This window comes from Paralcaligenes ginsengisoli, assembly GCF_054781135.1.
Genome location: NZ_BAAGUZ010000009.1, coordinates 1 through 13,636, shown reverse-complemented (window position 1 = coordinate 13,636; position 13,636 = coordinate 1). Strand labels below are relative to the sequence as shown.

Annotated in this window: 15 protein-coding genes; 11 read left to right on the top strand and 4 right to left on the bottom strand. The window is 59.9% G+C overall.

Features of this window, described 5'->3' with window-relative positions; translation table 11 throughout:
- Positions 1-61 precede the first annotated feature (61 nt).
- From mpl to ACYVIS_RS06050, 8 genes are read left to right on the top strand one after another with little or no spacing between them, the layout of a single operon-like run.
- Positions 62-1,420 carry a UDP-N-acetylmuramate:L-alanyl-gamma-D-glutamyl-meso-diaminopimelate ligase gene (gene mpl, locus ACYVIS_RS06085; protein ID WP_232741155.1) on the top strand — a complete coding sequence of 453 codons (1,359 nt, stop codon included), beginning with the start codon at positions 62-64 and terminating at the stop codon, positions 1,418-1,420.
- A 19-nt stretch (positions 1,421-1,439) separates the two neighbouring features.
- Positions 1,440-2,033 carry a YqiA/YcfP family alpha/beta fold hydrolase gene (locus tag ACYVIS_RS06080; protein ID WP_232741156.1) on the top strand — a complete coding sequence of 198 codons (594 nt, stop codon included), beginning with the start codon at positions 1,440-1,442 and terminating at the stop codon, positions 2,031-2,033.
- A 48-nt stretch (positions 2,034-2,081) separates the two neighbouring features.
- Positions 2,082-3,968 (top strand): ribonuclease catalytic domain-containing protein, encoded by a 1,887-nt coding sequence (locus tag ACYVIS_RS06075; protein WP_232741157.1) that lies wholly within the window; start codon positions 2,082-2,084, stop codon positions 3,966-3,968.
- Positions 3,969-4,010: 42 nt separating this feature from the next.
- Positions 4,011-4,892, top strand: a complete 882-nt coding sequence (locus tag ACYVIS_RS06070) for an energy transducer TonB (protein ID WP_370636009.1) — start codon at positions 4,011-4,013, stop codon at positions 4,890-4,892.
- Complete coding sequence (gene aroE, locus ACYVIS_RS06065) at positions 4,889-5,743, top strand: shikimate dehydrogenase (protein ID WP_460873500.1); 855 nt, start codon at positions 4,889-4,891, stop codon at positions 5,741-5,743. Before ACYVIS_RS06070 ends, aroE begins: the two co-directional genes overlap by 4 nt.
- A 5-nt stretch (positions 5,744-5,748) precedes the next feature.
- Positions 5,749-6,477, top strand: coding sequence for a monofunctional biosynthetic peptidoglycan transglycosylase (mtgA, locus tag ACYVIS_RS06060; protein ID WP_232741160.1), 729 nt, complete (start codon positions 5,749-5,751; stop codon positions 6,475-6,477).
- A 52-nt stretch (positions 6,478-6,529) separates the two neighbouring features.
- Positions 6,530-7,708, top strand: coding sequence for an LPS export ABC transporter permease LptG (lptG, locus tag ACYVIS_RS06055; protein ID WP_460873499.1), 1,179 nt, complete (start codon positions 6,530-6,532; stop codon positions 7,706-7,708).
- Positions 7,705-8,541: a symmetrical bis(5'-nucleosyl)-tetraphosphatase gene (locus ACYVIS_RS06050; protein ID WP_232741162.1), complete on the top strand. Its 837-nt coding sequence runs from the start codon at positions 7,705-7,707 to the stop codon at positions 8,539-8,541. The genes lptG and ACYVIS_RS06050 overlap by 4 nt, the downstream gene beginning before the upstream one ends.
- A gap of 7 nt (positions 8,542-8,548) precedes the next feature.
- On the opposite strand, the gene ACYVIS_RS06045 is transcribed toward ACYVIS_RS06050, so the two are convergent.
- From ACYVIS_RS06045 to ACYVIS_RS06030, 4 genes are read right to left on the bottom strand one after another with little or no spacing between them, the layout of a single operon-like run.
- Entirely contained in the window at positions 8,549-9,307 is a 759-nt protein-coding gene (locus ACYVIS_RS06045) for a lysophospholipid acyltransferase family protein (RefSeq protein ID WP_370635861.1), read from the bottom strand.
- A 1-nt stretch (position 9,308) separates the two neighbouring features.
- Positions 9,309-9,725 (bottom strand): Holliday junction resolvase RuvX, encoded by a 417-nt coding sequence (gene ruvX, locus ACYVIS_RS06040; protein WP_232741164.1) that lies wholly within the window; start codon positions 9,723-9,725, stop codon positions 9,309-9,311.
- Positions 9,718-10,311: a YqgE/AlgH family protein gene (locus tag ACYVIS_RS06035; RefSeq protein WP_232741165.1), complete on the bottom strand. Its 594-nt coding sequence runs from the start codon at positions 10,309-10,311 to the stop codon at positions 9,718-9,720. The genes ruvX and ACYVIS_RS06035 overlap by 8 nt, the downstream gene beginning before the upstream one ends.
- A 30-nt stretch (positions 10,312-10,341) precedes the next feature.
- Positions 10,342-10,506 carry a rubredoxin gene (locus ACYVIS_RS06030; protein WP_232741166.1) on the bottom strand — a complete coding sequence of 55 codons (165 nt, stop codon included), beginning with the start codon at positions 10,504-10,506 and terminating at the stop codon, positions 10,342-10,344.
- A 146-nt stretch (positions 10,507-10,652) separates the two neighbouring features.
- Here ACYVIS_RS06030 and thiD point away from each other — a divergent pair, with 146 nt between their 5' ends.
- The 3 genes from thiD (at position 10,653) to hemL (ending at position 13,452) form a co-directional block, all read left to right on the top strand.
- Entirely contained in the window at positions 10,653-11,453 is an 801-nt protein-coding gene (gene thiD / locus ACYVIS_RS06025; protein WP_232741167.1) for a bifunctional hydroxymethylpyrimidine kinase/phosphomethylpyrimidine kinase, read from the top strand.
- Positions 11,450-12,103: a thiamine phosphate synthase gene (thiE, locus tag ACYVIS_RS06020; protein WP_460873498.1), complete on the top strand. Its 654-nt coding sequence runs from the start codon at positions 11,450-11,452 to the stop codon at positions 12,101-12,103. The genes thiD and thiE overlap by 4 nt, the downstream gene beginning before the upstream one ends.
- Positions 12,104-12,174: 71 nt before the next feature.
- Positions 12,175-13,452 (top strand): glutamate-1-semialdehyde 2,1-aminomutase, encoded by a 1,278-nt coding sequence (hemL, locus tag ACYVIS_RS06015; protein ID WP_232741169.1) that lies wholly within the window; start codon positions 12,175-12,177, stop codon positions 13,450-13,452.
- The last annotated feature ends 184 nt before the right edge of the window (positions 13,453-13,636 follow it).

Here is a 13,636-nt window from a genome sequence, read left to right as displayed (position 1 = left end):
ATAGCACCACGCCCGCCGGAAAGAACGGCGCACCCTTTACAATAGCGGCTGGAGGATCCTTATGCACCTACACATTCTGGGTATTTGCGGCACATTCATGGGTGGCCTGGCACTGATCGCGCGCGCCGCGGGCCATACCGTTACCGGCTGCGACGCGGGAGTCTATCCCCCCATGAGCACCCAGCTAGAAGAGCAGGGCATCCGGCTCATCGAGGGATTCGACGCCGCCCAGACCGGCCTGCGGCCCGATCTGTTCATTATCGGCAACGTGGTCACACGCGGCAACCCGCTGATGGAAGCCATTCTCGACCAGGGCCTGCCCTACACCTCCGGGCCGCAATGGCTGGGCGAACAGGTACTGCGAGGCCAGCATGTACTGGCCGTCGCCGGAACCCATGGAAAAACCACGACCAGCTCGATGCTTGCCTGGATACTGGAACACGCCGGGCAGGCCCCCAACTTCCTGATTGGCGGCATCGCCAGCGATCTCAAGGTGTCGGCCCGCTACCAGCCCGCGCAAGCCCTGTTCGTCATCGAGGCCGATGAATACGACACGGCATTTTTCGACAAACGCTCCAAGTTCGTTCACTATCGTCCACGCACCGCGATTCTGAACAATCTTGAATATGATCATGCCGATATTTTTCCCGATCTGCACGCTATAGAGACTCAATTCCACCATCTGGTACGAACCATCCCGACACGAGGATGCATAGTGCGTCCCGATTTGTCCGAGGCGCTCGACCGTGTGCTGGCACGCGGCTGCTGGACGCCGGTGGTGCGTTTTGGCGGACATGGCCAATGGCAGGCCATCGCCAACAGCGAGGCAAGCCACTTCGATGTGGTGCGCGACCAAAAGGCCGTCGGCACCATCACATGGAACCTGACGGGCGAACATAACCGCATGAACGCCCTGGCAGCCATGGCGGCCGCCGAACATGTCGGCGTGCCCGTTGGCAGCAGCCTGGAGGCGCTCTCGGCGTTCGGCGGCGTGAAACGGCGCATGGAATTACGCGGCACGATCCGGCAGATTGCCGTCTACGACGACTTTGCCCATCACCCCACCGCCATCGCCACCACGCTGGAAGGCCTGCGCAAACAGGTTGGCGACAAGCGCATTCTGGCCGTCATCGAACCACGCTCCAACACCATGAAGCTCGGAACCATGGCAGCCAGGCTCCCGGCCGCACTGAAGCAGGCCGATCAGGTATTCTGTTTCGGCGCCACTCAGGGCAAACATGCCCTGGGATGGGATCCCAAACAGGTTTTGGCCCCCCTGGGCCACCGTGCCGCCGCGTACGACGATCTCGACGCAATGATCACGGCCATCGGCGCCGCCGCCCGCCCCGGCGACTCAATCCTGGTCATGAGCAATGGCGGATTCGGCGGCATCCATCAAAAGCTTCTGGATCGCCTGTGATCCATGCACGAGGTGCCTCATGATTCTCTATCTGCACGGTTTTCGTTCCTCGCCCAAATCACTCAAGGCCCACCTGTTGGCGCAGGCCATGCAAGAACGCGGCCTGGCCGGCGAATGGATATGCCCGCAACTGCCATCCAGTCCCGCGCGCGCGCTGGCCCAGGCACATCACCTTATTGAACTGGCGCAAAAAGAACAGGCCCTGGACGCAAGCCGCCAACTGACCCTGATCGGATCATCGCTGGGCGGCTATTACGCCACCTGTCTGGCCGAATACTGGAAATGCCGAGCAGTCGTGCTCAATCCGGTGATCTATGCCTCACGCGACCTGGCTACCCAGGTCGGCACGCACACGCTTTACCATTCAGGCGATCCTTTTATCTTCTTGCCCGAGTATGTCGACGAGCTGGCCGAAATGGCCGTGGGCAAGCCGGCCCATCCGGAACGCTACTATCTGCTTGCGGCTACCGGCGACGAAGTGCTGGACTGGCACGAAATGGCCGATTGGTACGCCGGTTGCCAGGGCCATGTCATTGAAGGCAGCGATCACGGAATTTCCGATTTTGGGCGGTGGCTGCCCCAAGTCCTTGATTTCGCACTTGACCGCTCCTGATTACCTTTCACCTTAAGCACGCGGATCAGCGTGCAGCTATGGATCACCATGTACGTTCTTTATGAAGACAGCGGAAATTTCAAGGCGGAAAAGATTTTTTCGCAAGGCGACTCAAGTCTGCAAGTCGAGTCCGAATCGGGCAAACGCAGCAAAATAAAAGCCGCCACCGTACTATTCCAATTCGAGCAGCCCAGCCCGGCCGCCCTGCTCGAACAGGCACAAGCGCTTGCCGCCACCCTGGAGATCGACTTTCTATGGGAATGCGCCCCCCAGGAAGAATTCGAAGCCTCTCATTTCGCCGAAGATTACTTCGGACATACTCCCAGCTCCATCGAAAAAGCCGCCCTTATTTTTGCCTTGAACAGCGCCCCGGCCTATTTTCATCGGCGCGGCAAGGGGCACTACCGGCCTGCCCCGCCTGACATCCTGGCAGCCGCCCTGGCCGCCATCGAAAAAAAACAGAAACAGGCCGCACAACAGCAGGAGTGGACCGACCAGCTGGTGGCGGGAACGCTGCCCGGCCCGATTGCCGAAATCGCCGATACCCTGCTCACCAGGCCCGACAAAAACACCCTGCAATGGAAAGCCTTCGAAGCAGCGCTCGCGCAGCTTCAAATCAGTCCGGAACGGCTGTTGCTCAAGCTTGGCGCCTGGCCCCACCCCCTGGCCCTGCATCAGCATCGATTTTTATCGGCCCATTTTCCCAAAGGCACCGGGTTCGCGCCGATCGACCTGCCTGAAATCGGCACCGACCTGCCATTGAGCGCCGTGGAGGCCTATTCGGTCGACGATACCAGCACCACTGAAATCGACGACGCCCTGTCCATTGAAAACATCGATGAAACAACGGTGCGCGTGGGAATCCACATAGCCGCACCGGGCCTGGCCATCACCCGCGGCAGCGAACTGGACAAGCTGGCCCGTGCGCGCATGTCGACCGTTTATTTTCCGGGCCAGAAAATCCCCATGCTGCCCGACGAGCTGATCCAGGCCTTCTCGCTCAACGCCGGCGAGCCCAGGCCCGCCCTGTCCCTGTACGTAACGGCCAGGCTCGACACGGGCGAGATCCTGTCGTCCGAGACGCGACTCGAACGCATACAGGTCCGTGAGAATCTGCGGCACAATCTGCTTGACGAGCTCATCACCGAAGAAGCCCTGAACGATCCTCAAGCCGCGCTGCCGCATGCGCATTGGCTGCGCCCCCTGTGGCAACTTGCCCAACGCCTGAGCGCCCAGCGCGACCTGGTGCGCGGCAAGCCCGAAAACAATAATCGCGTCGAATATTCGTTTTATCTGGAAGGGTCCCCCCACGATCCCGATACCCCTGTGCAGCTTGTTCCGCGCAAGCGCAATGCCCCGCTGGACAGGCTGGTCGCCGAATACATGATACTGACCAATAATATCTGGGGCGGCTTGCTGGCAGGGCATGGCGTACCGGGCATTTATCGCTCCCAGCAGGCGGGGCGCGTACGCATGTCCACCCAGGCCTTGCCCCACGAAGCCATCGGGGTTCCGCAGTATGCGTGGTCCACCTCTCCTTTGCGGCGCTATGTCGATCTGGTCAATCAGTGGCAAATTCTGGCCGCTGCCGAGCATGGGGTTTCGGCGCGCCTGGTCGCTCCCTTCAAGCCCAAGGAGGCCGATTTATTCGCCATTATCGGCGCGTTCGACGCCCAGTACGCCACCTGGAACGAATTCCAGAATGCGATGGAGCGCTACTGGTGCCTGCGCTGGCTGCAGCAACAAGGATTGCGCACCGTACAGGCCAGCGTCCTGCGCGAAGATCTGGTACGGTTGTGTTGTGCGCCGTTTGTCGCCCGTATTCCAGCCTTGCCGGAATTGGAACGAGGGCAGATCATCAATCTGGAAATTCTCGGGTTTGACGAACTTGCCCTCGAACTGGATTGCCGCTACCTGGACACCGTTACGGCATAAATCATTTCAACTCATCAACTGGGACTTCAAGAAGTGGCCAGCATTCCAGCTTCCCTGCTGCTTTTGTCCGAGCCGGCCCAACCGCGCAACGACTATCTGCGCCTAGGAATACTGTTGTCCGTGTGCATACACGCGGCCGTGCTGGCCATCCATTTTTCGGCGCCCACGCAAACCGCCGCCCAGTCCAGCACTCTCGAAGTCACGCTCGTGAACGCCAGGACCGAATCGGCGCCGGCCCAGGCAAAACTGCTGGCGCAAAACCAGATCAATGGCGGCGGCCAAGCCGAAGCCGGCTACGCGGCATCGCCGCTGCCCCGCACTGCCGATGAGTCGGCCGACCAGATCGTCCTGGCCGCCCTGCACAAACGCCAGGAAGAGCTCGAGGCCGAGCAACAGCAGCTCTACACCCAGCTGGAGTCCAGGCAGAAAGCCCGCTCGGCACGCAAGAACCCCGATCTGTTCCAGCAATCGACCGACCCCGGAATAGATGAACGCTATCAGGAAAGCCTGGTCCTGAATGCCCAGATCAGTGCCCTCAAAGAACGCATCGACCGGTATAACGCCCAGCCTCGGCAACAGTTCGCGGGCCCCTCCGCCGCCGCGGCCGACTATGCCGAATACGTGGAAGCGTGGCGCAAGAAAATCGAACTGCTCGGCACCGAGCATTATCCGGCGCAGGCCCGTGGAAAAATCCACGGCAAACTGCAGCTAACGGTATATATTAAGAAAGATGGTCAATTGGCACGCATCGAAATCAATCAGCCTTCCGAATACGCCGTACTCAATTTGGCGGCGGAACGCATCGTACAGCTTGCCGCCCCCTTTGCCCCACTGCCGCCAGCCGTGGCCAGGCACACCGATGTGCTTGCCATTACCCGCACCTGGCACTTCATCGACAACCAGCTCGACACACAAACGCCGTGACTCCAGCCACTTCAAAACCCCGCTACGCCGTCATCGGCAATCCCATCGAGCACAGCCGCTCGCCGTTCATACACGAACAGTTCGCCCGACAAACGGGCATTGCGCTGGAGTACAGCCGGATCAAAGCCCCGCTCGACGATTTCCCCGGCACTGTCCATGAATTTTTTTCCACGGGCGGGCAAGGGCTGAACGTCACTTTGCCGTTCAAGGAAATTGCCTGCACCCTCGCCACCGACCACCTCAGTGAACGGGCCAGACTGGCTGGCGCGGTCAATACCCTGTGGATGGCCCAGGGCCACCTGCACGGCTGCAATACCGACGGCATCGGACTCGTCAGCGATATCCACAGGCTTGGCATCGCGCTGCGGGACAAAAAAATATTGCTGATCGGCGCCGGAGGCGCGGCCAAAGGCGCGGCGCTCCCCCTGCTGAACGAACAATGCTCTCAACTGCACATCGTCAACCGTACCGCGCCACGCGCGCAGGAACTGCGAACACGAATCATCGCGCATGCGCCGGCATTTGCCGGGCAACTCTCGGCCGGCGCGCTGGATACCATCACCGGCCAGTGGGATATCGTCATCAACGCCACCTCCAGCAGCCTGGGAACGGATCCGCTCGAACTGCCCGGCGCGCTCTATGCAGACCAGGCCCTGGCATATGACATGATGTACGCCGCCCAGCCTACCGCCTTCCTGCGGCAGGCCCGCAGCCAGGGTGCGGCGCAACTGGCCGATGGGCTGGGCATGCTGGTCGGCCAGGCCGCGGCCAGCTTCGCCATCTGGCACCACGTGCAGCCCGATGCCGCACCCGTGCTGGACGCACTGCGGCAACAGCTGCAACACGACTGACTCTCATGCCCGCCCGCAAGCGAACCGGAAAAAAGCTGCTCGGCACCGTGCTGCTTGTTGGCATGGGAGCCATGCTGCTTTATCAATTCGGCCTGTTTGTCATGATTGTCTGGTTCAATTTTCGCAATCCGGACACCAGCGCATTCATGACGGCCACCCTGACCGAGCTGAGGTCCACGGACCCGAAAGCCGCGCTCGACCATCAATGGGTCCCATACAGCCAGATCAATACCTCGCTCAAGCGCGCCGTAATTGCTTCCGAGGACGCCAACTTCACCGACCACGATGGAGTCGAATGGGACGCCATCCGCAAAGCCTGGCAATACAACCTGAGGCAGGCCGAACAGGGCAAAAGCAAAATGCGCGGCGGCTCGACCATCACTCAGCAGCTTGCCAAAAACCTGTTCCTGTCGAGTTCGCGCTCGTATCTGCGCAAAGCCCAGGAACTTGCGCTTGCCTATATGATCGAACTGGTCATGAGCAAAGAGCGCATACTTGAACTGTATCTGAACATCGCTCAGTGGGGCGGCAATGTTTTCGGCGCTCAGGCAGCCGCCAGGCATTATTTTCATGTGAATGCGGCGCAGCTCAACCGCTACCAGTCCGCCAAGCTTGCTGCCATGCTGCCCAACCCGGCGTATTATGACGGTCATCGCGATACCGCCTATCTGCGGTCTCGTGCCTTTACAATTGAAAAACGCATGCGCCTGGTCGATCTGCCCGATCTGCCCTGATTGCGTCATGCGTTCGTTCCGTTCACTTTACTCCAGACACCAAAACCCTCTAATGCGTACCGCCCGCCGTTATCTAGCCCGCGAAATCTATCGCTCCAGCGCCGTTGTGCTGCTGGCACTGGTGGGTCTGTTCACCTTTTTTGCCCTGATCGACGACCTCGACAACATTGGCCCGAAATTCACTTTGCTCAGCCTGTTTTATCTGCAAGCCCTGGCTTTCCCGACCCGGCTGTACGATTTGCTGCCCATCGGCCTGCTGATCGGCGCGGTCCTGGCCCTGGCGGGACTGGCACAGCGCAACGAACTGGTCATCCTGCGGGTTTCAGGCGTTAGCGGGATGCGGCTGCTGTATATGCTCTGGGTTATTACCTTGCCCATGGTGATAGGTGCGTTCATATTGTCCGAGGTCATCACTCCCGCGGCCGAAATCAAATCCAGCGAAGCCAATCTGACCATGCTGGGCCGCACCGAAGGCGGTCGCCTGAACAGCGGCTACTGGTTCAAGGAGCCCACGCCCGACGGCGGAACGCGCATCATCAACATCAAGCAACTCCAGGCTGGCGGCGGTGTCACAGGGATTACTCTCTACGAATTCCGCAAAGGCCAGGAACTGACCGCGCTGACGCAAGCAACCAGCGGCCGCTTCAGCGACGGCAAACTCGTTCTCGATCATGTCACCGAAACCCGGATCGACGCCGGATCGCCCGCCGCGCTGGCCAACGCCCAAACACCGGATGCTCCGATCGCGCATGTCAAGACCATGCCCGATCGGTCACTCAATACCACCCTGACGCCTGAGCGCCTGATCGCCCGTATCCTGACCCCCGAACGCATGTCGATAGCCGATCTGCTCGACTACATCGGCTATCTGAAAGCCAATAAGCTGCAGACCGAGCGCCAGGTGGTCGCTCTGTGGCGCAAAATTGCCTATCCGTTCACTTTGCTTGTCATGATTACCATCGCCGCGCCGATCGGCTTCATGCAAACACGCCGCGGCGGCGTCGGCAGCAAGGTTTTTGTCGGTATTCTGCTGGGCGTGGGATTTTTCATGCTCAATCAGCTCGCCCTCAATGTGGGCATGTTAAGCAAATGGGCTCCCTGGGTAACGGCTCTGGTGCCGAATCTGGCCGCACTCGGGCTGGCCCTGGGCGTGCTCATCATTATGGAAAATCAGCATAGCGTGCGCAGCTTCAGCCAGACACGCTGGCCATGGAGCAAAAGAGCAGCATGAATACGAAGTCGGATATCTGGATCATCGGCGATATTCAGGGCTGCTGCTCACCGCTTGTCGAGCTGCTGGCGCATCCGGATCTCGCCCGCGACCCGGATGCCCAATTCTGGTTTGCCGGCGACCTGGTCAACCGCGGCCCCGACTCGCTCAACACCCTGCGGCGCATCATCAGTCTGGGCGACCGCGCCGTGACCGTTCTTGGCAATCATGACCTGCACTTGCTGGCCGTTGCCGCCGGAGTCAAAAAGCCAGGCAAGTCGGACACCTTCAACGATGTACTCGGCGCCCCGGACAGCAAAGATCTCATCGACTGGCTGCGGCATTGCCCGCTGGCCCACTACGCCCACCGCCATTTGCTGGTTCATGCGGGTGTACTGCCCAAGTGGAGCGTCGACAAGACCCTGGCGCTGGCCGCCGAGGTCGAAGCGGCGTTGCGCGGCCCTGACTGGAAAAACATGCTGCACAAGATGTATGGCAACGAACCACTGCGCTGGAAGGACGGTTACAGTGGGGGCAAGCGTTTGCGCGTCATTATCAATGCCCTGACGCGCATGCGCATGTGCAACAGCAAGGGCCATATGGAGTTCTCCCACAAGGGAGCGCCCGGCTCGAGTGCAGGCCTGATGCCCTGGTTCGATGTGCCCAACCGGGTCATTCGCGACGACACCATTGTATTTGGCCACTGGTCGACCCTGGGCCTGCTGATTCGCCCGGATGTCATTTGTCTGGATACCGGCTGCATTTGGGGCGGAAAACTCAGCGCGTTGCGGCTGCACGATCACAAAATCGTGCAGGTCGGCTGCTCGCAGTACCAGAACCCCACCGAGCATTAAACCAGGGTCACGACGGCTTATGCCCGCCGACCTTCACCGCGCCGCGGATGACATGATGCGTATGCGACGCCGTTTTGCTGCGCCCCAGCTCACGGCACACTGCGTTGGACAAGACAGGCAGAAACTCGGCCTCGACCCGCACCCCGGTCGTACCCAGCAGGCACCACAAGTTTTGCAGCAGGTTCTGTTCGCCGACAAAGGCAATATAGTCGCTGCGCCTGCCGCGATGCAAAAATCGCAATGCCACCGGCTGAATATCGACATTGGCGCGAATCGCCGCCTCAAACAGGCTTGAATGAAACGGCGCCACGTCGAAACCGGCCGAGGTCGTCCCCTCGGGAAACAGGCCCACGACTTCACCCTGCTCGAACCGTGCCTTCATCTGTTCGCCGACCGCCATGATCGCCTGGCGCTGGCCTCGTTCGATGAATACCGTACCCGCACCGGCAACCAGCCGGCCGATGATCGGCCATCGTCGAATATCGCTTTTGGCAATGAAGCTCATGGGCCTCACACCATTGAGCACGAAAATATCGACCCATGAAACATGATTCGCCACCCAAAGCGCCGCGCCGCCCGATCCGGGTTCGCCCTGCACCTGGACCCTGACCCCGCAGAACACCAGCAGGACGCGCGACCATTGGTGATTCATGCTTTTTCGCACTGGCAAGGACGCAAAAGGAAAAATGCAAATTACCGATAACAAGCCCAGCACAATCCAGATAAACACGAAAATTGCCCGCACGGAAAACAGCAGAACGCTCAAATCAGTCTCTCTTTATGATTTCTGGGGCAAGCACATCGAAATAGCGCTGCAGGATCACGGCGGCGGCCACCGCATCGTCGGGAGCGTTCGAGCCCAGAATGTGTTGCGCTTCAAGGCTCGAGCCACGTTCGTCGATCAGCTCGACCTCGAGGCTGAACCGGCCGCGTAGCTGGTTCGCGAAGCGCCGGCACCGCAAGGAAGCATACTGTTCGCTTCCGTCGAGGGTAAGCGGCAAACCCACAATGACCCGCTGCGGCTGCCATTCATCCAATAAACGGCCAATCGCGGCAAAACGCTGCTGGCGTGTGAGGGGCGTCAATATTTCCAGCGGCCGGGCTTGCCGCGTCAGGGTATTGCCGATGGCCACCCCTATTTTTTTTGTGCCGTAATCAAAGGCAAGCAGGGTTTCCTCAGTCATGGCCCGCGTCGCCCGCCAGCATCAGGGGATCGACGCCCAGCAGACGCAAGGCAGCCTCGTAACGATTTTCGGGGGGAGTATCGAACAGTACAGCCTCGGAGGCGACAACATTCAGCCAGGCGTTCTGGGCCATTTCACTCTCGAGCTGCCCGGCACCCCAGCCGGCATAGCCCAATGTCACCAGAATATGCGCCGGCCCATGTCCCTGGGCCACATCCTGCAAGACGTCGCGCGAGGTGGTCAAGGCCATTTCGCCCAGCCGGATGCTGGACCCATATTCGCCCACAGGCGCATGCAATACAAACCCCCTGTCGGTTTGAACCGGCCCGCCGAAGAACACGGGCGAGTCCTTGATGGGGCCGATTTCCAGGGATAAATCGAGATCGATGCGCTCGAGCAGGCTCCCCACGGTAAGGTCGGTAGGACGGTTGATCACCAGTCCCAGCGCGCCATGCTCGGTGTGTTCGCAGACATAAATGACTGTATCGGCCAGATTGCCCTGAACCATGCCGGGCATGGCTACCAGGAACTGGCGGGACAAGTCGACGCTCGCGCCGCTATGGGACTGTTTGGCAGATGGTTCCATGACTTGTCCTTTTCTGATTTGTTGGACTAATTAAACCTCAATCAGTTCGAAATCTTCCTTGCGCGCCCCGCACTCGGGGCAAACCCAGTTGGGCGGGACATCTTCCCAGCGCGTTCCCGCCGCAATTCCCTCTTCGGGCACGCCTGTGGCTTCATCATAAATCCAGCCACAAATCAAACACATCCAAGTACGCATCTTTTGTTACTCACTGAAAAATTCAAGCCCAAAATCCAACGGTTCTCAGGCGCTTCTATTAGAATGGGGTCAATCTTACTAAACCCAACAGCAATTACTTTGATAATAACCAAAGATTTTTGCCAACTTCTGCGATTTTTTCATCTGTGCAAGCGACAAGCCCCCCATTAGTTCTTATTTTCGGCCCTTTTGACCCCAGCGGATCGAGTAGCCTGCCCGCTGATGCGGTTACTTGCGCCACACTGGGATGCCACGCCTTGAGCACCTTGACGGCCATCCATGTCCAGGACACCGTGGGCGTCGAAGAAATCCATCCCGTCACGCCCGAACTCATCGACGACCAGGCTCGCTGCCTGCTCGAAGACATGCCGGTGCAAGCCATCAAGATCGGCGCCTTGTATACCCCCGAGTCGGTCAGCGCACTGGCGCAGATCGCCGCCGACTATAGCAATGTACCGCTGGTCCTGCACCTGAATGCCCTGCCCGATGAAGCGGCGCTTGAAGACATGGACTCCGAAGAGACGCTTGGCGCCATTTTAGAACTATTGCTGCCGCAAACCGATATCGTCATTGCCGATCACAATCTGCTGCTGCAATGGCAAACCGACGGGCTTCTGTCCGGTGTCGAATCCGACAGCGCAACGCAAGCCCTGCTGCAATACGGCGCAAAGTGGGTATTGAGCACCGCATCGCCCATCCGCCCCGGACAAGGTTCCTATCTGCTGCAGGGGCAGGAAAACCAAACATTCAACTGGGCCTGGCAAGCACCCACGACGCGCCTGCACGACGCCGACGGGCCGCTGGCCTGCGCCATCACCTGCCGACTGGCCCTGGGGCAGGAGATTCCCCAGGCCGTCGAAGCGGCCATCAAACAGGCGAATCCCCTGACGACGAATTCGTTCCAGCCCGGCATGGGCCATAGGCTGATCAATCGATCCTACTCATGACGACGCTCCTCCGATTCCCTCGCGGCGTGTATGGCATTACGCCTGAATGGGCCGATACGCAACGGCTTCTTGCCGCGATTGAGGCCGCCGCCGACGGCGGCATGGCGGCTCTGCAGTGGCGCCGCAAGACAGGCACGCTGCGTGAGCGGCAACGCCAGGCGCGCGCGCTGGCCAAATTGTGCAAAAAACGGGGCATATTATTTATTGTCAACGACGATTGGCGTCTGGCTGCGGAGCTTGATGCCGATGGCGTCCATTTGGGACGCGAAGACGGCCAGCTGGCCGAAGCCAGACTAGGGCTCGGCTCGGGAAAAATCGTGGGTTGCTCGTGCTACAACGACCCGGCGCTGGCGCAACAGGCATTGGCCGCCGATGTCGATTACATTGCCTTTGGAGCGCTCTACCCTTCGAGCATCAAGCCTGAGGCAGTTCGGGCCACGCTCGAACACATCAGGATAGGACGCGCACTGGCCGAAGGAAAAACACGTGCCGGCGCTCGCGTTGCGGTGGTAGCCATAGGCGGCTTGACGGCCGACAATGCCGCTCCGGTCATTCAGGCGGGAGCCGACAGCATCGCCTTGATCAGCGGCCTGTTCGGAAGCTCTCGAATTCGCGCCACGGCCGCTCGCTGCGACGAGCTGTTCAGATAACCAGGCAACAAGCTTGCTATGCTATAGCGTTTGTGCCTTTCTTTTTATATTTTGCATCGAGTCCAATCGCCATGTCCCGCAATACCGAACTGTTCGAACGCGCCTGTCAAAGCATACCTGGCGGAGTCAATTCGCCGGTCAGAGCTTTTCGCTCGGTAGGAGGCTCGCCCCGTTTCATCAAGCGGGCGCAAGGCGCCTACCTGTGGGACGCCGACAATACCCGCTACATCGATTATGTTGGATCGTGGGGGCCGGCCATTCTCGGGCACGCGCACCCTGAAGTCATCCGCGCGGTGCAGGAGGCCGCAGTCGACGGCTTGTCGTTCGGCGCGCCGACCGAGGCCGAAATCCAGATCGCCGAAGCCATCATCGCCCGCATCCCGTCGATCGACAAGGTGCGTCTGGTCAGCTCCGGCACGGAAGCCACCATGACAGCCATACGCCTGGCGCGAGGCTACACGGGGCGCTCGAAAATCATCAAGTTCGAAGGCTGCTACCATGGCCACGCCGACAGTCTGCTGGTCAAGGCAGGCTCGGGCATGCTTACGTTCGGCAATCCGACCTCGGCCGGCGTGCCGGCCGAATTCATCCAGCACACGCTGGTGCTCGACTATAACAAGCTGGATTCGGTTGAAGCGGCATTCAAGCAGTACGGCGCCGACATCGCTTGCATTATTGTCGAGCCCATTGCCGGCAATATGAACCTGATCAAGCCTTTGCCGGGTTTTCTCGAAGGTCTGCGGGCCTTGTGTACGCAATACGGCGCCCTGCTGATTTTCGATGAGGTCATGACCGGTTTTCGGGTCGGACCGCAAGGCGTGCAGGGTCTTATGGGCATTACCCCGGACCTGACCACGCTGGCCAAGGTGATCGGGGGCGGGATGCCGGTAGGGGCCTTTGGCGGCCGCGCCGACATCATGGAACATATCGCCCCTCTGGGCGGGGTTTATCAGGCCGGTACGCTGTCGGGGAATCCTGTGGCTGTCGCGGCAGGTCTGACTACGCTCAGGCTGCTTTCAGAACCGGGGTTTTATGAGCGTCTGGGAGCGCAAACCAAGAAGCTGGTGATGGGCTTGGCGGAACGCGGCAAAGCGGCGGGCATCACGCTCAGCACGGATCATGTCGGCGGCATGTTCGGCCTTTATTTCAGCGAAACGATCCCGAAAAGCTTTGATGAGGTGTCGGCCTGCAATGTGGAGCGTTTCAAGATGTTCTTCCACGCCATGTTGATCAAGGGTGTGTATTTTGCCCCCTCGGCTTTCGAGGCCGGCTTTGTATCGGCAGCCCACGACGACGACATCATCCGCGCCACGCTGGATGCGGCGGAACAGGCGTTCGCCAAGCTCTGATTGCTGCGGCATTCTGGCCGTGGGTGTGGTTGGCGGTTGTACTCGTTCTTAAACACGTTCTTAAGCGTTCTTAAGGCGCGGGGGTGGCGGGTTCAGACAGTCCGTGAGGGTGTTTTTGCGCAGAAGCGTTCTTAAGACGCGGGGGTGGCGGCCCAGGCGGGGTGGGGCTCGCATCGTCCGGTCC

Coding starts and splice junctions, on each gene's coding strand:
- mtgA (WP_232741160.1), top strand. CDS start 5,749: ATGCCCGCCCGCAAGCGAACCGGAAAAAAGCTGCTCGGCACCGTGCTG.
- ACYVIS_RS06080 (WP_232741156.1), top strand. CDS start 1,440: ATGATTCTCTATCTGCACGGTTTTCGTTCCTCGCCCAAATCACTCAAG.
- hemL (WP_232741169.1), top strand. CDS start 12,175: ATGTCCCGCAATACCGAACTGTTCGAACGCGCCTGTCAAAGCATACCT.
- thiE (WP_460873498.1), top strand. CDS start 11,450: ATGACGACGCTCCTCCGATTCCCTCGCGGCGTGTATGGCATTACGCCT.
- ruvX (WP_232741164.1), bottom strand. CDS start 9,725: ATGACTGAGGAAACCCTGCTTGCCTTTGATTACGGCACAAAAAAAATA.
- lptG (WP_460873499.1), top strand. CDS start 6,530: ATGCGTACCGCCCGCCGTTATCTAGCCCGCGAAATCTATCGCTCCAGC.
- mpl (WP_232741155.1), top strand. CDS start 62: ATGCACCTACACATTCTGGGTATTTGCGGCACATTCATGGGTGGCCTG.
- ACYVIS_RS06050 (WP_232741162.1), top strand. CDS start 7,705: ATGAATACGAAGTCGGATATCTGGATCATCGGCGATATTCAGGGCTGC.
- ACYVIS_RS06035 (WP_232741165.1), bottom strand. CDS start 10,311: ATGGAACCATCTGCCAAACAGTCCCATAGCGGCGCGAGCGTCGACTTG.
- ACYVIS_RS06075 (WP_232741157.1), top strand. CDS start 2,082: ATGTACGTTCTTTATGAAGACAGCGGAAATTTCAAGGCGGAAAAGATT.
- ACYVIS_RS06030 (WP_232741166.1), bottom strand. CDS start 10,506: ATGCGTACTTGGATGTGTTTGATTTGTGGCTGGATTTATGATGAAGCC.